Origin of the sequence: Actinosynnema sp. NPDC020468 (genome assembly GCF_040642015.1) — a bacterium.
Taxonomy (GTDB): domain Bacteria; phylum Actinomycetota; class Actinomycetes; order Mycobacteriales; family Pseudonocardiaceae; genus Actinosynnema.
This window is the reverse complement of record NZ_JBFAEO010000069.1, coordinates 9,003-28,177: the sequence shown is the minus strand read 5'-3', so window position 1 is coordinate 28,177 and position 19,175 is coordinate 9,003. Positions and strand designations below refer to the sequence as shown.

Genomic DNA, 19,175 nt, shown 5'->3' with positions numbered 1-19,175 from the left:
AGATCGTGTCGCAGTACGGCCCGGGCATGTCATCCCGAAGGTCCCCTAAGGAGAAACGCACATGTCCGTGCTGGCCAGGCTGAGCCTTGCCAACCGGAGCCTCGTCGGGCTGCTCAGCCTGGTGATCCTCGGCTTCGGTGTGTTCACACTGCCCTCGATCAAGCAGCAGCTGTTCCCCTCGATCGAGCTGCCGGCCGCCGCGGTGATCGCGCCCTACCCCGGTGCCTCGCCGGACCTGGTGGACAGCCAGGTCGCCGAGCCGATCCAGGCCGCCGTGCGCGGGATCGACGGCGTCGAGAAGGTGCTCACCCGGTCCGCGGAGAGCGCCGCCACGATCCAGGTGATGTTCACCTTCGGCACCGACATCGACGCCGCCGTCGGCCAGATCCAGCAGGCGGTCAACCGGCTCCAGCCGCGGCTGCCCGAGGGCGTCGAGCCGACCGTCACGCAGGGCAGCACCGACGACATCCCGGTCGTCGCGCTGGCCGCGACCTCCGGGTCCGACGACATCGCCACCGCCGCCCGGCTGCGCGCCGAGGTGGTGCCCGGGCTGGAGGCCATCCCGGGTGTCCGCGAGGCGACGGTGAGCGGTGAGCGGGAGCGCGAGGTCACCGTCACGGCCGACTTCGGCAAGCTCGCCGCCGCGGGCCTGGACCCGACGGCGCTCGGCACCGCCCTGCGCACCGCGGGCGCCGCGGTGCCCGCGGGCTCCGTCACCGAGGCCGACAAGTCGTTGACCGTCCAGGTCGGCGGCCCGATCGGTTCGGTCGAGGACCTGCGCAACCTGGTGCTCACCGGCGAGCGCGGCCCGGTCAAGCTCCGCGACGTCGCCGCCGTCGAGTCCGCGCCGGCCGCGGCGGGCGTGCTCAACCGCACCGACGGGCAGCCCACGATCGGCGTCAGCGTCACGATGAACGCCGACGGCAACGCCGTCGAGATCTCCCGGGCCGTGCGGGCCAAGCTGGACGAGTGGGGCAAGGCCGCCGACACGAAGCTGACCGTGGCGTTCGACCAGGGTCCCGAGGTGGAGAAGGCGATCAGCGGTTTGACCACCGAGGGTCTGCTGGGTCTGCTGTTCGCGGTCGTGGTGATCCTGCTGTTCCTGCTGTCGCTGCGCTCCACCCTGGTGACGGCGGTGTCCATCCCGCTGTCGGTGGTGGTCGCGCTGATCGCGCTGTGGACCGGCGACCTGTCGCTGAACCTGCTCACCCTCGGCGCGCTGACCATCGCGGTCGGCCGGGTGGTGGACGACTCGATCGTGGTGCTGGAGAACATCAAGCGGCACCTCGGGTACGGCGAGGAGAAGCAGCGGGCGGTGCTCGACGGCACCCGCGAGGTGGCGGGCGCGGTGACCGCGTCGACGTTGACCACGGTCGCGGTGTTCCTGCCGATCGCGTTCGTCGGCGGCATCGCGGGCGAGTTGTTCGGCCCGTTCTCGATCACCGTCACGGTGGCGCTGATCGCGTCGCTGCTGGTGTCGCTGACGATCGTGCCGGTGCTGGCCTTCTGGTTCCTCAAGCGCCCGGACACCCCGACCGACCCGGCCGCCGCCGACGCCGCCCGTGAGGCCGCGATCGAGAAGGAGCGCCGCAGCCCGTTGCAGCGCGCCTACGTGCCGGTGCTCCGGTTCGCCACCACCCGACGCTGGCTCACCCTGGTCATCGCGCTGCTGATCTTCGGCGGCACGCTCGGCCTCGCCGGCTCGCTGGAGACCAACTTCATCGACAACTCCGGCGGCACCGCGTTGCAGGGCAGCCAGAAACTCCCGCCGGGCAGCAGCCTGAAAACCCGCGACGACGCCGCCCGCAAACTCGAGACCGTGCTCGCCGACACCGACGAGATCACCACCTACCAGGTCACCGTCGGCAGCGACCAGAGCATGGCCGCGTTCGGTCTCGGCGGTGACGGCACCACCAGCGTGCGCGCCACCGTCAAGGAGGGCACGAACCTGGACGACCTCGGCAAGCGGCTCACCGACCGGATGAAGGACCAGGGCGCGGGCGAGGTGAAGTTCGGCGCCGGCGCGTCCGGCTTCGGCTCGGACACGATCGACGTGCTGGTCACCGCGCAGGACGAGAAGACGTTGCGCGAGGCGTCCGACCGGGTCCGCGAGGCCGTCAAGGGCACCGCGGGCGTCGGCGAGGTCACCGACGACCTGTCAGTCAGCGCGCCCCGGGTGGAGGTGCTGGTCGACCAGACCGCCGCCGCGCAGCGCGGGCTCAGCACCCAGGCCGTCGGCCAACTCGCCGCGCAGGCGTTGCGCGGCACCCCGGTCGGCGAGGCGCCGATCGACGGCGACTCGCAGCGGATCGTGCTGCGCTCGGGCACCGCGCCCGCCGACGTGACCGCGCTCAAGGCGTTGCCGCTGCCCGGTGGCGCGACGCTCGGCCAGGTCGCCAAGGTGTCCGTCGTGGACGGTCCGGTGCAGTTGCAGCGCACCGACGGCGAGCGCAGCGCCACCGTGTCGGCCAAGGCCACCGGCTCCGACCTCGGCGCGGTGACCCAGGAGTTGACCAAGAAGCTCGACGGCGTGTCGCTGCCGTCCGGCGCGAAGAAGACCATCGGCGGCGTGAGCCAGGACCAGGCCGACACGTTCGGCGACCTCGGGCTGGCCATGCTCGCGGCCATCGCGATCGTGTTCCTGATCATGGTGGCCACGTTCCGCAGCATCGCCCAGCCGCTGATCCTGCTGGTGTCGATCCCGTTCGCGGCGACCGGCGCGATCGGCCTGCTGCTGATCACCGGTACCCCGCTCGGCCTGCCGTCGATGATCGGCATGCTGATGCTGGTCGGCATCGTGGTGACCAACGCGATCGTGCTGATCGACCTGGTGAACCAGTACCGGGAGAGCGGCATGAGCGTGAACGAGGCGGTGGTCGAGGGCGGCCGGTCGCGGTTGCGGCCGATCCTGATGACCGCCGCCGCGACCATCTTCGCGCTGCTGCCGATGGCACTGGGCATCACCGGCGAGGGCGCGTTCATCGGCAAGCCGCTGGCGGTCGTGGTGATCGGCGGCCTGGTCAGCTCGACGCTGCTGACGCTCGTGCTCGTGCCCACGCTCTACTCGATGGTGGAAGGCCGCAAGGAGCGCCGCCTGGCGCGCAAGGCGGCCCGGAACACGCCCGTCGAGAACCGCGAGCCCGTCGGGGTCTGAGACCCCGACCGCCAGGAGAGCCCCGTCCCGCGATCACGCGGCGGCGGGGTTTTCCGCGTCCACCCGGGAGAACGACCGCCACGCGGTGGCCGCGACACCGGCGACCAGCACGGCGCCGAACCAGTAGGGCGCGGTGATGCCGAACCCCCGGGCGAGCACACCGCCGAGCAGCGACCCCACCGTGGCGCCGCCGATCGACAGCAGGAACAGCACGCTCATCACCCGTCCGCGCAAGGCCTCCGGCACCGCGCGCTGCCGCACCGTCTGGGTGATCACGTTCCACACCACGGCGTGCACGCCGAACGCCGCCAGCACGCTCAGCGCCACCCACGGCGTGGTGGCGAGCGCCAGCCCCAGGTGCGTGAGGCTCTCGACGACCAGCCCGACCCGCAGCAGCACGGCCGCGCCGAACCGGCGCACCAGCGGTGCCGCGACGAACGCGCCCACGATCCCGCCGGCGGCGACGGTGCTGAGCATCAGGCCGAACCCGACCTCGTCCAGCCCCAGCCGTTCCCGCGCGTAGAGGACCATGACCGCGGACCCGCCGGTCCACGCGAAGTTCAGCAGTGCCAGGCACAGCGCCAGCATCCGCAGCGCGTGGTGCCCCCACAGCCACCGCAGCCCCTCGCCGATCTCGTTCCGCAGGGGCTTGCGCGGCGCCGGCGCGGGCGTGGGGTGGTTGCGGACCGCGAGGACCAGCAGCGCCCCGATCGCGAAGCTGGCCGCGTCGATCCCGAACGGCAGCGCCGCCGCGGTCACGAACAGCAGCGACCCGAGCGGCGGTCCGGCCATCTTGCCGCCGATCAGGCCGACCGCGGTGATCCGGGAGTTCGCGGTGGGCAGGTCGTCCGACGCCACCACGGCGGGCACCATGGCCTGCACCGCGTTGTCCACCAGCGTGTTCCCGGTGCCGAGCAGGAACAGGCAGGCGTAGACGACGCCGACGCCCGCGTGCCCGGTCCACACCGCCAGCGCCAGCGCGCCCACCACGACGGCCCGCGCGGTGTCGACCGCGGCGACCAGCCTGCGCCGGTCGAGCCGGTCCACCACCACCCCGCTGACCAACGAGAACAGCAGCCACGGCAGGCGTTGCGCGAACACCGCCCCCGCGACCAGCGCCGGGTCGTCGGTGAGCGTGGCCAGCAGGAGCGGTCCGGCGGCGAGGGTGAGTCCGTCGCCGACGCCGGACACCGCGAAGGCGGCCCACAGCCTGGTGAAGTCGGGGCCGAGACGAGAAGCGGGCATGCGGTCGGAGGCTAGTGACGGAGTGCGGGTGGGGCAGCCGCATTTCCCGTGTTTGACTTGCCGTCCCCGTGACGAAGGTGGTGCGACGTGGTGGCGTTCGAGGTCGGGACCAGGACCTTGCAGGGCGAGTCGACGGCGATCGGTCACGCCGGTCCGTTCACGCTGACCGTCGACCGGTCGGTGCGGGCCGGGGGAGGGGGCCTGGGCTTCGGCGGTGGTCAGCTGCTGTACCTGGCGGTGGCCGCGTGCGTGTCCAACGACCTGTTCCGCGAGGCGGAGAAGGAGGACATCGTGCTGCACCGGGTGGAGGTCACCGTCTCCGGCGAGTTCGGCGCGGTGTCCGGGCCGGTGGGCTACGCGGTGGACGTGGAGGGCGACGCCTCCGACGACCGGTTGCGCGCCCTGGTGTCGCACGTGGACGCGCTGGCCGAGGTGCCGAACTCGCTGCGCGCCGGCACGGAGGTCCGGCTGACCGCGGTCACGATCAGTTGAGTCTCCTCGATTACTTCAGTGTAGACCGAATATCAACCCTTCCGAGTTACCGGAGCCCGCGCACCGCATGAACAACCCCCAAGCCGCCGAGAACGCGGACCGCTTAGCCGCCGCCCTCACCACGACCGACCCGTCCGCCGACTTCGACCCGCCCCTGGCGGACGTCGTGACCCGTACCGACCCCCTGCTGGCGTTCGTCGGCCCACCGCGCTCCGGCCGGTCCCTGTTCGCCGCGCACTACGCCCAGGCCGCGCTCCGCGCCCGCGCGCCGGGCGACCCCGTGCCGCTGCCGCTGTCCCTGAACACCTGGTACGCCAATAGATCCGTGCGGTCCTGGCTGCTCTCGGCCATCGCCGGCCTCGCGCCCTCCGTCGACGCCGAGGGGCTGCTGACGGCGGGTCTGGTCGTCCCGGTGGTCGACGGCGTCGACGAGCTCGACCCGTCCGTGCGCCCGGATCTGGTGCGGGAACTGGAAGAACTGGGCGTGCCGGTGCGCCTGACGACGCTGCCCGAGCACGCGCCGCCGTGGCCGACCGTCGAACTGCGCCCCCCGACTGTGCCCGCCGTGCTGCGGCAACGGGGGTGGGACGCGGTGGCCGACGAGGTCCGCGACCACCCCGACGGTTCCCTGGCCACCGCGCTGCAACGGCCCTTCGCCCGCGCGGTGGCGGACTGGGCGGGCCTCGGCGACGGGCCCGACCTCGTGACCCGGGCCCGCGACCTCCAGCCGGACGAGGTGGAACGCCTTCTGCTGGAACGACTTTCACCCGCGCAGTGGCGCGACCTGCGCACCCTGGGCCGGCTCGGGCAAACCGGCGAGGAGGTCGAGTGGTGGCGGCTGCCGGCGCTGACGATGCCCCGCCGCCTGACGACGTTCCTCGGCGTCGGCGTCGGTCTGGTCGGCGGTTCCGGCGTGGGCGGGGCGGTGGCCGATCGCGGACCTGTGGTCGCGATCGTGACCGGCGTGGTGGCCACGCTGCTGCTGAGCGCGGTGTTCGTCCTGGTGGTCCGGTGCCGACCGCCGAAGCGGATGATCCTGCCCCGCTGGTGGTGCCCGGTCGCCGGCGCGGTCGTCGGCACGGCGGGAGCACTGCTGACGACGTGGTGGTCGGTCCTCGCGGGCGTGGTGGGCGCCGTGGCGGCGGCGCTCGTGCTGACGCCCGCACCGGTCCGGCCGGACGCGCCGTTGCGACTGCTGCGGTGGGACCGGTCGTCGGCGACGCTGCGCGCGGTGGTGTTCGCGGTGACCGGGCTGGCGCTGGTCGGCACGGTGGCGGACGTGCGGGACGACGACGTCGCGTCGTTCTGGCTGGTGTGCGGCGTGGTCGGCCTGCTGAGCACGGCGTACGGCCCGTACCTGCTGTGCGGCTGGTGGCTCGCGGCCGTCGGCGGGTTGCGGCGGGACGTCGTGGGCGTCCTGGAGGAGGCCGGCGCGTTCGTGCGCCGGGAAGGACCGCGGTACCGGTTCCGGGACGAGGCCGTGCGGGCCCGGCTGGTGGCGCTGTACGCGCAGGACGAGCACCTGACGACGGTGGACTCGGCGCGGACGCAGCTGGTGGTGCTGCGCGACCGGCTGGTGGAGGAGGCGTGCGCGCGGGTCGACGTGCGCGGTGTGCTGGAGGAGGACGAGCTCGCCCGGTTCGGCGGGCGGGTGTACGCCGAGTTCGACCGGAACGTCGCCGCGATCGCGGCGACCGGCACCGCGTCCCGTCGCCGGTACGTGGCGGCGAAGTCGGTGTACGTGCGGCGCTGCCCGCCGCCGATGCCGCCGTTGCTGTGGACGGCGCTGGCGGGCATGTCGGCGTTCGGGTTCGCGCTGCTCGCGGTCACGCTCCCGGCCCGGACGTCGACGCCGCCGTGGGTGGTGGTCGCGGGCGCGGTGGCCGTGGTGGTGCTGCTGGTGCTGGGGTGGTGGCGGGACTTCCCGCGCCGGCGGCCGGCGGCGGTGGACCGGCTGCGCTGGTGGGTGTGCGGCGGGCTGATCGTGGGTGCCGCGGTGGTCAACGCCGGTACTCCGGTGCCGGACTGGCAGTTGTGGGTGTACGGGGTCTACAGCCCGCTGGTGCCGGTGGTGTGGGTGTTGTCGCGGTCGGTGCGGGAGCGGTGGGACGGGTGGCTGTACGACGACCCGGACCGGTGGCCGCCGGAGGGCGCGTGGCCGTGGGCGGCGGCGGCGCGTCAGGAGGCCGTGCGGGCGCACGACAAGTGGGTCGACGCGTTGGTGGACCAGGGGGTCGTGCCGCTGGTGGCGGCGTTGCTGGAGGGGGAGGGGCCGCGGTCCTACGCCCTGGAGCTGCCCGAGGTGTCGGTGGCGCGGCTGGGTGACGTGACGGATCCGGCGCAGTACGTGGCGACCGGGACGAGCGCGTGGTTGGCGCGGCGGTTGCGGTCGATGTCGCGGGGCGCGATCGGGATCGGCGGGCCGCGCGGGGTGGGCAAGAGCGCGGTGCTGACGTTGTTCGGGGAGTTGCGGTTCGGGGCGCGGCAGGACGACGTGACGGTGTCGGTGTCGGCGCCGACGGACTACGGCAGCCGGGACTTCCTGGTGCACCTGTTCGCGCGGGTGTGCGAGGAGGTGCTGGCGGACGCGCCGGCGCCGGGGAGGAAGTCGCGGCGGTGGGTGTGGTGGCTGGTGGGCGTGGCCGGTGCCCTGGTGGCGGCCGGCGCGTGGCGGTGGTCGTGGGTGGCGGGTGTGGCGGCGCGCGGGTGGTCGTGGGTGCCGGGGCACGTGCGGGAGGTGGTGGTGGTCGGCGGGTTGCTGGTGGCGGTGTCGCCGGTGGTGGGGTGGGTGTGGTCGCGGGTGCGGCGGCGGCCGGTGGAGGGTGTGGTGGAGGTCGCGCGCCGGCACCTGGAGGCGTTGCGGTTCCTGGAGACCACGACGGTGACGCGGTCGGTGACGGCGAAGCCGCCGGCGGTGGCGGAGTTCGGCGGGCAGGTGGCGCGGCAGCGGGCGGCGCAGGCGCGGACGTTCCCGGAGCTGGTGGACGACTTCCGGGAGTTCCTCGAGTTCCTGGTGTGGCGCACGCCGGGCGCGCGGGTCGTGGTGTGCGTGGACGAGTTGGACAAGATCGGGTCGGGGGTGGAGGCGGAGCGGTTCCTCAACGACATCAAGGCGGTGTTCGGGGTTCAGGGGTGCTTCTTCCTGGTGGCGGTGTCCGACGACGCGATGGCGTCGTTCTCGCGGGGTTCGCTCGCGGTGCGGACGGTGTTCGACTCGGCGTTCGACCGGGTGGTGACGGTGCGCCGGTTCGAGCTGGGCGACACGCGGCGGTTGCTGGTGCGGCGGGTGTCGCGGTTGCCGGAGCCGTTCGTGTGGTTGTGCCACGTGCTGTCGGGCGGGTTGCCGCGCGACCTGAACCGGGTGGTCTGGTCGTTGCACGACCTGCACACGGCGGGCGCGGACCTGCCGGGGTTGGCGCGGGAACTGGTGCGCCAGGACGTGGAGGCGGTGACCGAGGCGCTGCTGGTGCGGTTGGCGGACGCGGTGGACGGGCCGGGTGTGCGGTTGCGGCAGTGGGTGGTGGAGGTGCCGCGGCTGGGGTTGACGTCGGCCGCGTTCGCCGCGCACCGGGAGGTGGTGCTCTACCGGGTGGAGGCCGACGAGCTGCGGGCGGTGCACGAGCAGGCGCGGGCGTACCTGCACTACGCGGCGGCGGTGCTGCGGGTGTTCGGCGAGGACCCGGCGGGTGTCGCGGCGCGGTTGGCCGGCGTCGCCGACGAGCGGAACCCGTTGTGCCACTTGGCGAGGGCGCGGGCCCGGCTGGCGTGGGACCCGGTGTCGGGCACCGCGCTGGTGGACGATTTCCGGCGGTTCGAGAGGATTCCGGTGCGGCACTAGGGTTTGCCGTGTCGACGGGGCGAGGGGGCAGGGGTGCGCGAGGAGATCGGGCGGTTCGGGGACGCCGCGGGTGAGGTGGCGTCGGCCCGGTTGGTGCTGGCGGGTGGGGACCTGAGGCACGCGGCGGGTCATCTGGCGGACGCGTTGGCGCTGGACCCGCGGTGGCCGGACACGCACGAGGCGCTGGCGGAGTTCGCGGCGGCGGCGGGCGGCGCGGAGCAGGCGCTGGGGTTCTTCGACCTGAACCCGGGCGAGACGTTCATCGGCACGGTGGCCGCGCGGGCGCACCTGTGCGCGGCGGCGTCGCGGTGGGACGAGGCGGTGCGGGTGTTGTTGAGCGTGGCGGCGCACGAGCCGGACCGGCCGTGGCTGGACGTGGCGTGGTTGCACCGGTCGGACCTGGGCGAGCTGGTGGACCCGGACGTGATCGCGATCCCGGTGGCCCGGTTGGCGCAGGGCCTGGCCGACCCGGTGGACGAGGTGGACCGGCCGCCGTTGTTGCCGGCGTTGGAGTTGCTGCGGGCGTCGGTGGCGCGCAACCCGGGGCACGCGGTGCTGCTGTGGTGCGGGTCGATGCTGGCGCGCCGGCTGGGCGCGTGCGAGGAGGCGGTGGTGTGGGCGCGCCGGTCGTTCGCGGTGCGGCCGAGCCACCAGGCGGCGGTGATGGAGGGGTACGCGCTGCGCACGGCGGGCCGGTCGGAGGAGGCGCTGGAGGTGTGGGCGCGGGAGGTGGAGCGCGAGCCGGGTGAGTTGGCGCTGTGCGTGGACGTCGCGGACCTGCTGGAGTCGATGGACCGGCCGGCGGAGGCGTTGGTGTGGGCGCAGCGGGTGGTGGACGCGGATCCGGGTCATCCGCGCGGGGTGCCCACGGCGCTGGGGTTGCGGTTCGTGGTGGAGGAGGACGTGCGGCACCTGGTGGCGTTGTCCGACCACGTGCGGGCGCACCCGGACCACGGGTACGCGGCGGAGGTGCTGGCGCGGCACTGCGGCGGCCGGTCGTGGCTGGGTCGGGTGCCGGACCCGGTGGAGGCGGTGGTGAAGGTGCTGCACGGGGTGCTGTGCGACGGGGACCCGGGTGAGCCGCTCGTGAAGGTGTCGTCGTCGGCGTTGGAGCCGGCGAGCGCGACGGTGGCGCTGCGGTCGGTGTTCCCGGCGGTGGCGGTGTGGGTGGCGGGTGTGCCGGAGCCGGACCTGCGGGTGCCGGTGCGGCCGGTGCGGCACGCGGTGTGGCGGTACGAGGGCACGGAGGCGGTGCCGGCGGTGGCGCGGCCGTCGGCGGAGGCCGCGGAGGCGGTGCGCCGGGTGGCGGGGTTCCACTGGGCGTCGCTGCCGGCGGCCTACGACCGGGCGGTGGTGCTGTCGGGGTTGTCGGCGGCGGACCTGTTGGGGGTGCTGGCCTTCCCGCCGTCGCCGCCGGACGACGAGTTGGGTCGGGTGCTGGCGCGGCGGGCGCCGCAGTTGTGGGTGCGGTCGGCGCAGGTGTGGGCGTGCCTGGGGTTGGCGCACCACCGGGCGGACGAGCCGTGGGGCCGGTCGCTGCGGCGGGAGATCCTGGCGGACCTGGTGGCGGGCCCGGAGGACTGGGTGGTGGAGGCGGCCGGCGCGGCGTTGTGCGCGACGGCGTGGGTGCGGCCGGAGACGCGGGCGGACGTGCGGTCGCTGGTGGTGGGGCGGTTGCGGGCGGCGGGGGAGGCGTACCGGCTGCGCGAGGTGACGATCCTGGGTTCCTTGTGCGAGTTGGTGCTGGCGCTGCCGGGGGTGGAGGAGTCCTCGGCGGCGGTGGCGCGGGAGTTGCTGGCGGCGTTCTCGACGGCGAGGACCTAGGGGGCGCTGCGCACGCGCCGGGCGGTCGGGCCATGCGCCGGGTGGATCACGGGCATGCCGCCGGCGGGGTGTCCTCCGGCGGCCGGGCGGGCCAGGATCGCCGGGTGTTCGGGTGGGTGGAGACGGCGAGGGGGCGTGCGGTGGAGGGGTTTCCGGACATCGCGGTGAACATCAGCGCGCGGTCGGTGCGGGAGGCGATCGCGTGGGGTGCGGCGGTGGAGTCGGCGGGTGTGGCGCGGTTGGGGGTGTGGGACTCGCCGGTGGTGGTGCCGGAGTGCTGGACGTTGTTGGGAGCGTTGTCGCAGCACGTGTCGGCGGTGCCGTTGGGCGTGACGGTGACGAACCCGGTGACGCGGCACCCGGTGGTGACGGCGAGCGCGCTGGCGGCGTTGGCGGAGGTGTCGGCGGGCGGGGTGTTCCTGGGCGTGGGCACGGGGGACAGCGGCGTGTACAACCTGGCGGGTCGGGCGTCGACGCTGGCGGGGTTGCGCGAGTACGTGACGTGCGTGCGGGAGTTGTTGGCGGAGGGTCGGTCGCGGTGGCGCGGCGGGGAGGTGTTCCTGGACCGGCCGCCGGCGGCGCGGGTGCCGGTGCTGGTGGCGGCGCACGGGTTGCGGTCGTTGGCGGTGGCCGCGGAGATCGGCGACGGGGTGATCGTCGGGTTGGGGCACAGCGCGGACGTGGTCGCCGAGGTGGAGCGGGTGGTGCACCGGGTGTGCGCGGAGGTCGGCCGGGAGGCGCCGGAGCTGTGGTGGAACACCGGCAGCGTGGCGGTGGACGAGGACCCGGAGCGGGCGGTGGCGGCGTCGGGCTGGATCGTGGCGGCGCACGCGCACCACTTCGCCCGGTTCGGGATGCGCGGCAAGGCGGTGCCGGCGGAGTACCGGGACGGGGTGGAGGAGTTGGGTCGCCGCTACGACCTGACGCGGCACGGCCGGCAGTCGGAGGAGGGCAGGCGCCGGTACGTGGAGTCGGCGGTGGAGTTGGGCGTGTGGGAGTACCTGCGGGACCGGTTCGTGGTGGCGGGCACGGAGGCCGAGGTGCGCGACCGGTTGCGGGAGTTGTGGGCGCGGGGGGTGCGCCGGGTGGAGATGGGCACCTCGGCGGGCGGGGTGGAGGCGGTGCTGCCGGTGCTGGCGGTGGCCCGGGGCTAGCCGGTCACTCCGGTCGGTCGTGCTCGGCCCACCAGCGGCGGCCGGTCTCGCCGAGGCTGGAGATCGGGTCGTAGTAGGGGTGCCGGCGCTCCAGGGCGTCGGCGTCCTGGAGTTCGATGCCGGTGCGGTAGTTCTTGGTCCAGTAGGACACGCCGCGCTCGCGGTCGTACTCGGCGACCTGGTGCACCCAGCGCTTGCCGACGTAGGGCACGTCGCACACGATGCGCGGGGTGGCGTAGCCGGGCAGGTAGCCCATGATCGCGTGCTGGAGGGCCTGGGCCTCCCACACGGCGACCCGCCAGTGCTCGGCGTTGGGGATCATGTCGCACATGTAGAAGTAGTAGGGCAGCACGCCCGCCTCGCCCTGGAGCGCGAAGCACAGGTCGAGCAGGTCGTCGGGGGTGGCGTTGACGCCGCGCATGAGCACGCCCTGGTTGCGCACGTCGCGGACGCCGACCTCCAGGGCGGTGCGGGCGGCCTCGGCGACCAGCGGCGTCACCGACTGCACGTGGTTGACGTGGGTGTGGATGGCGAGGTTGACGCCGCGGCGGGCGGCGGTGCGCGCCACCCGCTCGAGGCCCTCGACCACCTTGGGCTGCACCCAGTGCTGGGGCAGGCCGGCGAGCGCCTTGGTGGCCAGGCGCACGTCGCGCACGGTGTCGACGTCGAGCAGCCGCATCAGGAACGACTCCAGTTGCGGCCAGGGCACGTTGGCGACGTCGCCGCCGGAGACCACGACGTCGCGCACGCCGGGCGCGCCCTTGAGGTAGTCGACGATCCGGTCCTGCCGGTCGACGGGCTTGAGCAGCAGCCTGTGCTTGTCGACCTGGGGCGTGGAGTTGCCGACGAGGTCCATGCGGGTGCAGTGGCCGCAGTACTGGGGGCAGGTGGAGACGAGTTCGGCGAGCACCTTGGTGGGGTAGCGGTGGGTGAGGCCCTCGACCACCCACATCTCGGCCTCGTGCAGCGAGTCGCGGGTGGAGTGGGGGTGGCTCGGCCAGTGCGGGTCGCGGTCGGAGGCGACCGGGAGCATGTAGCGGCGCACGGGGTCGGCGAGGAACGCCTCGGTGAACCCCTCGGGCGTGGTGGGCGCGTCGGGGCACATGGTGTTGAGCATCTGCGGCGGCACGAGCATGGACATGGTGGCCAGGTCGCGCTGGTCGGCGGCGAGGTCGTCGTAGAACCGGTCGGTGAGCAGGTCGCCGACCAGGGCCCGCAGCTGCTTGACGTTCTTGACGCAGTTGACCCGCTGCCACTGGGCGTCGCGCCACTGGGCGTCGGTGACGTGCCGCCAGCCGGGGAAGCGCCGCCAGTCGGGTTCCACCAGCTCCCGGCGGAGGTAGGTGTAGGGCTGGAGGTCAGGCCGCCGCGCGGGCACCACATCGTGAACCGCAGTCATACATGCTCCCTAACCGTAGAGACGCGTGAAGATATGCTGTCATATGGGCCTCTGGACGTAAATATTTCGGCAGGGAGCGTTTCGGGCGGTTCGTGCGTTGAGGAGGTATGCGCGTGCTCCTCGCCCTCCTCGTCGGCATCGCCGTGGAACTGACGACCTTGATCTGGGCCTTCGGCTCGTGGGGCTTCCTGCCCACGCTGGGCCTGCTGATCCTGGGCGGCGTCCTCGGCTCCCTGCTCATCCGCCGGGAGGGCGCGCGCACGCTGGCGTCGTTCAGCGAGGCGGTGCGCAACCGCCGCGAACCCCACCAGGAGATCGCCGACGGCGTGCTCATCGCCGCGGCCGGCTTCCTGATCGTGGTCCCGGGCTTCCTCAGCGACATCGCGGGCCTGTTCCTGCTGTTCCCGCCCACCCGCCGGCTGGTCAGCCGCCGACTGGCCGCCCAGGCCGAACGCCGCGCCGCCACCGTCCACCTCAACGCCCGCTACGGCCGTCCCGCCGACGCGGGCGGCGTGGTGATCGAGGGCGAGGTGGTCGACACCGCGCCGCCGACGCCGGTCCACCGCACCGAGCTGACCTGACCCGCGGGGTCCACCCCGACGTGTCACCCGATCGGGTAACGGGTACTGATCGGACATGTCGGTCATCGGTGTCCACGCCTCGCACGAGCAGGTCCACCCCAGAGCACTCCTCGACGCCGTCCGACTCGCCCAGGACGTCGGGTTCGACGCCGCGATGTCGTCGGACCACTTCTCGCCCTGGAGCGCGAACCAGGGCCAGTCCGCGTTGGCCTGGTCGTGGCTGGGCGCCGCGCTCCAGGCCACCGACCTGCCCTTCGGGGTGGTCAACGCGCCGGGTCAGCGCTACCACCCGGCGATCGTCGCCCAGGGCATCGGCACCCTCGCCGCGATGTACCCCGGCCGCTTCTGGGCGGCGCTGGGCACCGGCGAGGCGAGCAACGAGCACATCACCGGCGACCCGTGGCCGCGCAAGGAGGTCCGGTCCCGCCGGCTGCGCGAGTGCGTCGAGGTGATCCGGGCGCTGCTGGACGGCGAGGAGGTCAGCCACGACGGCCTGGTCACCGTCGACCGGGCCCGGCTGTGGACCCGCCCGGACACCCGGCCGGACCTGGTCGGCGCGGCGGTGAGCGTGGAGACCGCGCGGTGGTGCGCCGAGTGGGCCGACGGGCTGATCACCGTCAACGCGCCCGAGGAGCACCTGCGGCGGATGGTCGACGCCTACCGCGACGCGGGCGGGCGCGGTCCGCTGCGGCTCCAGGTCCACCTGTCCTGGGCGCCGAGCCGGGACGAGGCCGAACGCCTGGCGCACGAGCAGTGGCGCACCAACGTGTTCCCGCCGCCGGTGTGCTGGGACCTGGAGACCGCCGAGCACTTCGACGCGATCGCCGCGGGGGTCACGCCCGAGCGGGTGGCCGAGGTCGTGCACGTCTCGGCCGACCTGTCCCGGCACGCCGACCTGCTGCGCGGCTACCTCGACCTGGGCTTCGAGGAGCTGTACCTGCACCACGTCGGTCGGGAGCAGGAGCCGTTCCTGCGCGCGTTCGGCGAGCACGTGCTGCCGGCGGTGCGGTCGTGAAGCTCACCAGGACGGCCGACCTGTGGTGGAAGAACGCCGTCGTCTACTGCCTGGACGTGGAGACCTTCCACGACGGCGACGGCGACGGGTGCGGCGACTTCCGGGGGTTGATCGAGAAGATCGACCACCTGCACGCGCTGGGCGTGACCTGCGTGTGGCTGATGCCGTTCTACCCCACGCCCGACCGCGACGACGGCTACGACATCACCGACTTCTACGGCGTCGACCCGCGCCTGGGCACCCACGGCGACGTCGTGGAGTTCGTCCGCACCGCGCGCGACCGCGGCATCCGGGTGATCGCCGACCTGGTGGTCAACCACACCTCCGACCGGCACCCGTGGTTCCAGAGCGCGCGCAGCGACCCCGACTCGCCCTACCGCGACTGGTACGTGTGGGCCGACAAGCCGCCCGCCGACCAGCACGAGGGCGTCGTCTTCCCGGACCAGGAGACGTCGCTGTGGACCTACGACCGCAAGGCGAAGAAGTACTACCTGCACAAGTTCTACAAGCACCAGCCCGACCTGAACGTGGCCAACCCGGCGGTGCGCGACGAGATCGCCCGCGTCATGGGCTTCTGGATGGAGCTGGGCCTGTCCGGGTTCCGCGTCGACGCCGTCCCGTTCCTGCTGGAGGCGCCGGTGGAGGCGCTGCCCGACCCGCACGACTACCTGTGCGACCTGCGGGCGTTCCTGTCCCGCCGCAACGGCGAGGGCGTGCTGCTGGGCGAGGTGAACCTGCCCTACGCCGACACCGCGAAGTTCTTCGGCGGCGTCGACGGCGTGGGCGACGAGCTGCACCTGTGCTTCGACTTCATCGGCATGCAGCAGATGTACCTGTCGCTGGCGCGCGGTGACGCCGGTCCGCTGACGCACGCGCTCACCGAGCGCCCGCAACCGCCGCGCGACTGCCACTGGGCGACGTTCGTGCGCAACCACGACGAGCTGACGCTGGACAAGCTGACCGAACCCGAGCGGCAGGAGGTGTTCGCCGCGTTCGGCCCCGACGAGGACATGCAGCTCTACGGCCGCGGTCTGCGCCGCCGGCTGCCGTCGATGCTCGAGGGCGACCAGCGGCGGATCAGGATGGTCTACAGCCTGCTGTTCTCGCTGCCGGGCACGCCGGTGCTGTTCTACGGCGAGGAGGTCGGCATGACCGAGGACCTGGCCTTGGAGGGCAGGCTCGCGGTGCGCACCCCGATGTGGTGGGACGCGCAGGCCGAGCAGCGCCGCGACCCCGACTCGCTGCTGTCGTGGACCAGGCTGCTCGTGGCGCGCTACCGCGAGTGCCCGGAGCTGGCGTGGGGCGCGTTCCGGGTGCTGGACACCGCGGAGCCCGCCGTGTTCGCGCACCGCTGCGACATCGACGGCGGCACCGTCGTGGCCGTGCACAACCTGGCGGACCGGGAGGTCACCGTCGAGCTGCCCGGTCTCACCGGCGAGCTGCACGACGTGCTGACCGTCGGCACCACCTCGCCGACGGTGACGCTGCCGCCCTACGGCTGCCGTTGGCTGCGCGCCTGACCCAGCAGGGCCAGCGCGTCGGCGGCGGGGGAGCGGGGGTCGGCGCTGTAGGTGATCAGCGTGCGGTCGGGGTGGCCCGGCACGCCGAACGCCTCGTAGTGCAGCGTGAACTCCCCCGCCACCGGGTGCCGGAAGTGCTTGGCGCCGAACGGGCTGGTCCACACCTCGTGCTCGGTCCACAGCCGGGCGAACACCGGGTCGTCGGCCAGTTCGGCCAGCAGCGCGGCGAGCACGGTGTCCTCCGGGTACTGCCCGGCGAGCACGCGCAACCCGCCGACGGTGTCGCGCGCCTTGTCCTCCCACGGCGTCCACACCTCGCGGGCCGCCGGGTCCTGGAAGATCAGCCGCGCCATGTTGGGTCGCTCCAGCGCGCCCAGTTCCACCCCGTACAGGGCGCACGCGAGCCCGTTCCACGCCAGCACGTCGGTGCGCGGACCCAGGATGTAGGCGGGACCGGCGATCGAGTCGAGCAGCCACCGCTGGGTGTCGCGGACCGTGGCCTCCGGTGCGGCCGGCGCGACGGACCGGCGGCGCGGCCGGGCCAGCGACCGCAGGTGGTCGTGCTCGGTGACGTCGAGCCGCAGCGCCCGCGCCACCGAGTCCAGGACCTGGTCGGACACGTTGTCCAGCCGGCCCTGCTCGAGTCGCACGTAGTAGTCGGCGCTGATCCCGGCCAGCTGCGCCAACTCCTCGCGCCGCAGGCCCGGCACCCGCCGCCGCGCGCCGTAGGTGCCCAGTCCCGCGTCGTCGGGACTCAGCCTGGCCCGCCGGGATCTCAGGAACTCGCTCAACTCGCCCACGGGCGCAAGCCTAGGTCCACCGGACCTAGGAAAAGTCCGACGCCGGCTACCCGGCGCGCGCCGGCACAGGCTTGTCGGCATGGACATCCTGATCTCGGGCGCGGGCATCGCGGGCACCTCTCTGGCGTTCTGGCTCAAGCGCCACGGCCACAACCCGACCGTCGTGGAACGCGCCGCCGCGCACCGCGACGGCGGCTACAAGATCGACATCCGGGGCGCGGCGGTCGAGGTCGTGCGCCGCGCCGGACTGCTGGACGCGGTGGTGGCGAAGGAGACCGACGTCCGCGACGCCCACTTCGTCGACCGCGGCGGACGGCGGATCGCGACGATGAGCGCGGAGGTGTTCGGCGGCCGCGAGGGCGAGGACGTCGAGATCGTGCGCGGCGACCTGCTGCGGGTGTGGCGCGAGGCGACCGACGTCGAGTACCTCCACGGCGATCGGGTCACCGGCCTGGACGAGGGCTCCGACGGGGTCCGGGTCGCCTTCGAGCACGCCGCGCCCCGCACGTTCGACCTGGTGGTCGGCGCGGACGGGCTGCACTCGGGCGTGCGGGCGCTGGCGTTCGGGGAGGAGGAGCGGTTCCGGCACGACCTGGGCCACCGGCTCGCGGTGTTCACCGCCGCCGACGGCCTTGGCCTCGACCGTGAGGAGCTTCTGCACGCCGAACCCGGTCGCACCACCAACGTCTACCGCACCGCCGACGGCTCGCCCGCCCGCGCGCTGTTCCTCTACCGCGAGGGCACCCTCGAGCAGGCCTACGCGGGCGCCGGGTGGCGGGTGCCCGAACTGATCGCGGCGGCCCGCGACGCGGACGACCTGTACGAGGACTCGATCAGCCAGGTCCGGATGGACGCCTGGTCGCACGGCCGGGTGGTGCTGGTGGGCGACGCCGGGTACGCCGCCTCGCCCGCGTCGGGCCAGGGCACGAGCCTGGCGCTGGTCGGCGCGTACGTGCTGGCCGGCGAGCTGTCCCGGGCCCCGCACGCGGAGGCGTTCGCCCGGTACGAGGCGGCGATGCGCCCGTTCGTGACCGCGAACCAGGCGCTGGCCGACCGCAACCTCAAGGGCATGGTGCTCGGCTCGGCCGCGCAGATCTGGTTCCAGACCCGGATGCTGCGGCTGATCCCGCACCTGCCCGGCCGGGAGAAGATGATCGAGCGGATCACCGCGCCGATCCGCGAGGCGGCCACCGCGATCACCCTCGACCGCTACTGATACTTGCGCGATCTTGAGGTACGGCGTGAAGATATCCCGGTACATCCGGCAACGACCGAAGGATTTACGCCATGTCGCGTTACGGCCTGCACCGCGTGCTCGACCCGGCCGGTGTGCTGCCCCAACGCGCGTGGCGCCTGGACGCGACACCGACGTGCGGATCCGACGAGGTCCTGGTCGACGTCGAGCGGCTCAACCTGGACGCCGCGTCGTTCCGGCAGCTGCGCGAGGAGCACGGCACGGGAGGCGTGCGCCGCGCGGTGCTCGACATCGTCGCCGAGCGCGGCAAGATGCAGAACCCGGTCACCGGCTCCGGCGGCATGCTGCTGGGCGTGGTCCGCGAGGTCGGCCCCGACTCGCCGCTGGGCCTGCGCCCCGGCGACCGGGTCGCCACCCTCGTCTCCCTCACCCTCACCCCGCTGCGCCTCACCGACGGCCTGAGCCGCTGGGACGGCGCCGACGAGCAGGTGCCGTGCGCCGGCACGGCGATCCTGTTCGGCCGCTCCATCGCCGCCGTGCTGCCCGCCGACCTGCCCGACGCGCTCGCCCTGTCGGTGCTCGACGTGTGCGGCGCGCCCGCGCTGACCGACCGCGTCGTGCGCCGCCGCGACCGGCCCTCGGTGCTGGTGCTGGGCGGTGGCGGCAAGTCCGGGTCGCTGTCGCTGGCCGCCGCCCGCCGCGCCGGCGCGTCCCGCCTCGTCGCCCTCGTGCCCACCACCCGCGAGGCCGACGCGGTGCGCCGCGCGGGCCTGGCCGACGAGGTCGTGGTGGCCGACGCCCGGGACCCGGTCGCCGTCGCCGACGCGGTGGGGGAGCAGGTCGACGTCACCGTGGTGTGCGTGGACGTACCGGGCTGCGAGCACGGCGCCGCACCTTCGTCTGCTTGGCCTTCGCTCGGCCGCGCCCCATGGCTCGACCCCCTCGCACAGGGACGGGG

Annotated in this window: 13 protein-coding genes; 10 read left to right on the top strand and 3 right to left on the bottom strand. The window is 73.6% G+C overall.

Annotated features, from left to right (window positions below; genetic code table 11):
• Nucleotides 1-61: 61 nt before the first annotated feature.
• Nucleotides 62-3,154, top strand: a complete 3,093-nt coding sequence (locus AB0G50_RS33090; protein WP_360116967.1) for an efflux RND transporter permease subunit — start codon at nt 62-64, stop codon at nt 3,152-3,154.
• 33 nt (nt 3,155-3,187) lie between these two features.
• On the opposite strand, the gene AB0G50_RS33085 is transcribed toward AB0G50_RS33090, so the two are convergent.
• Nucleotides 3,188-4,399: an MFS transporter gene (locus tag AB0G50_RS33085; RefSeq protein WP_360116964.1), complete on the bottom strand. Its 1,212-nt coding sequence runs from the start codon at nt 4,397-4,399 to the stop codon at nt 3,188-3,190.
• Nucleotides 4,400-4,486: 87 nt separating this feature from the next.
• Between AB0G50_RS33085 and AB0G50_RS33080 the strand changes: the two genes are divergently transcribed.
• The 4 genes from AB0G50_RS33080 to AB0G50_RS33065 all read left to right on the top strand — a co-directional run bounded on the left by AB0G50_RS33080 (nt 4,487) and on the right by AB0G50_RS33065 (nt 11,707).
• A complete protein-coding gene (locus AB0G50_RS33080; RefSeq protein ID WP_360116961.1) occupies nt 4,487-4,891 on the top strand; it encodes an OsmC family protein in 405 nt (134 codons plus the stop codon).
• A gap of 67 nt (nt 4,892-4,958) precedes the next feature.
• On the top strand, nt 4,959-8,729 hold the full coding sequence (locus AB0G50_RS33075) for a hypothetical protein (RefSeq protein ID WP_360116959.1): 3,771 nt from the start codon (nt 4,959-4,961) through the stop codon (nt 8,727-8,729).
• A 33-nt stretch (nt 8,730-8,762) separates the two neighbouring features.
• On the top strand, nt 8,763-10,553 hold the full coding sequence (locus AB0G50_RS33070) for a hypothetical protein (RefSeq protein WP_360116956.1): 1,791 nt from the start codon (nt 8,763-8,765) through the stop codon (nt 10,551-10,553).
• A 140-nt stretch (nt 10,554-10,693) separates the two neighbouring features.
• Nucleotides 10,694-11,707 carry an LLM class flavin-dependent oxidoreductase gene (locus AB0G50_RS33065; protein ID WP_360116954.1) on the top strand — a complete coding sequence of 338 codons (1,014 nt, stop codon included), beginning with the start codon at nt 10,694-10,696 and terminating at the stop codon, nt 11,705-11,707.
• 4 nt (nt 11,708-11,711) lie between these two features.
• Here AB0G50_RS33065 and AB0G50_RS33060 read toward each other — a convergent pair whose 3' ends face one another.
• A complete protein-coding gene (locus tag AB0G50_RS33060; RefSeq protein ID WP_360116952.1) occupies nt 11,712-13,106 on the bottom strand; it encodes a lysine 2,3-aminomutase in 1,395 nt (464 codons plus the stop codon).
• A gap of 107 nt (nt 13,107-13,213) precedes the next feature.
• On the opposite strand from AB0G50_RS33060, the gene AB0G50_RS33055 reads away from it, so the two are divergent.
• The 3 genes from AB0G50_RS33055 to AB0G50_RS33045 are packed head-to-tail and all read left to right on the top strand — an operon-like array spanning nt 13,214 to nt 16,222.
• Complete coding sequence (locus AB0G50_RS33055) at nt 13,214-13,687, top strand: FxsA family protein (protein WP_360116950.1); 474 nt, start codon at nt 13,214-13,216, stop codon at nt 13,685-13,687.
• A gap of 55 nt (nt 13,688-13,742) precedes the next feature.
• On the top strand, nt 13,743-14,702 hold the full coding sequence (locus AB0G50_RS33050; protein WP_360116948.1) for a TIGR03885 family FMN-dependent LLM class oxidoreductase: 960 nt from the start codon (nt 13,743-13,745) through the stop codon (nt 14,700-14,702).
• Nucleotides 14,699-16,222: an alpha-amylase family protein gene (locus tag AB0G50_RS33045; protein WP_360116945.1), complete on the top strand. Its 1,524-nt coding sequence runs from the start codon at nt 14,699-14,701 to the stop codon at nt 16,220-16,222. Before AB0G50_RS33050 ends, AB0G50_RS33045 begins: the two co-directional genes overlap by 4 nt.
• Here the strand turns inward: AB0G50_RS33045 and AB0G50_RS33040 are convergent.
• The gene (locus AB0G50_RS33040) at nt 16,195-17,022 is read right to left on the bottom strand and encodes a helix-turn-helix transcriptional regulator (RefSeq protein ID WP_360116942.1); all 828 of its coding nucleotides are present in this window, start codon (nt 17,020-17,022) and stop codon (nt 16,195-16,197) included. The two genes, AB0G50_RS33045 and AB0G50_RS33040, sit on opposite strands and share 28 nt — an antisense overlap.
• A 79-nt stretch (nt 17,023-17,101) precedes the next feature.
• Here AB0G50_RS33040 and AB0G50_RS33035 point away from each other — a divergent pair, with 79 nt between their 5' ends.
• The gene (locus AB0G50_RS33035) at nt 17,102-18,238 is read left to right on the top strand and encodes an FAD-dependent monooxygenase (RefSeq protein WP_360116939.1); all 1,137 of its coding nucleotides are present in this window, start codon (nt 17,102-17,104) and stop codon (nt 18,236-18,238) included.
• Between the two features lie 71 nt (nt 18,239-18,309).
• A partial coding sequence (locus tag AB0G50_RS33030; protein ID WP_360116936.1) for an L-erythro-3,5-diaminohexanoate dehydrogenase occupies nt 18,310-19,175 on the top strand: 866 nt, incomplete at its 3' end.

Bases quoted from the DNA above. Each gene is read 5' to 3' on its own strand.
- AB0G50_RS33060 (WP_360116952.1), bottom strand. From the start codon at position 13,106: ATGACTGCGGTTCACGATGTGGTGCCCGCGCGGCGGCCTGACCTCCAG.
- AB0G50_RS33085 (WP_360116964.1), bottom strand. From the start codon at position 4,399: ATGCCCGCTTCTCGTCTCGGCCCCGACTTCACCAGGCTGTGGGCCGCC.
- AB0G50_RS33050 (WP_360116948.1), top strand. From the start codon at position 13,743: ATGTCGGTCATCGGTGTCCACGCCTCGCACGAGCAGGTCCACCCCAGA.
- AB0G50_RS33055 (WP_360116950.1), top strand. From the start codon at position 13,214: ATGCGCGTGCTCCTCGCCCTCCTCGTCGGCATCGCCGTGGAACTGACG.
- AB0G50_RS33075 (WP_360116959.1), top strand. From the start codon at position 4,959: ATGAACAACCCCCAAGCCGCCGAGAACGCGGACCGCTTAGCCGCCGCC.
- AB0G50_RS33090 (WP_360116967.1), top strand. From the start codon at position 62: ATGTCCGTGCTGGCCAGGCTGAGCCTTGCCAACCGGAGCCTCGTCGGG.
- AB0G50_RS33035 (WP_360116939.1), top strand. From the start codon at position 17,102: ATGGACATCCTGATCTCGGGCGCGGGCATCGCGGGCACCTCTCTGGCG.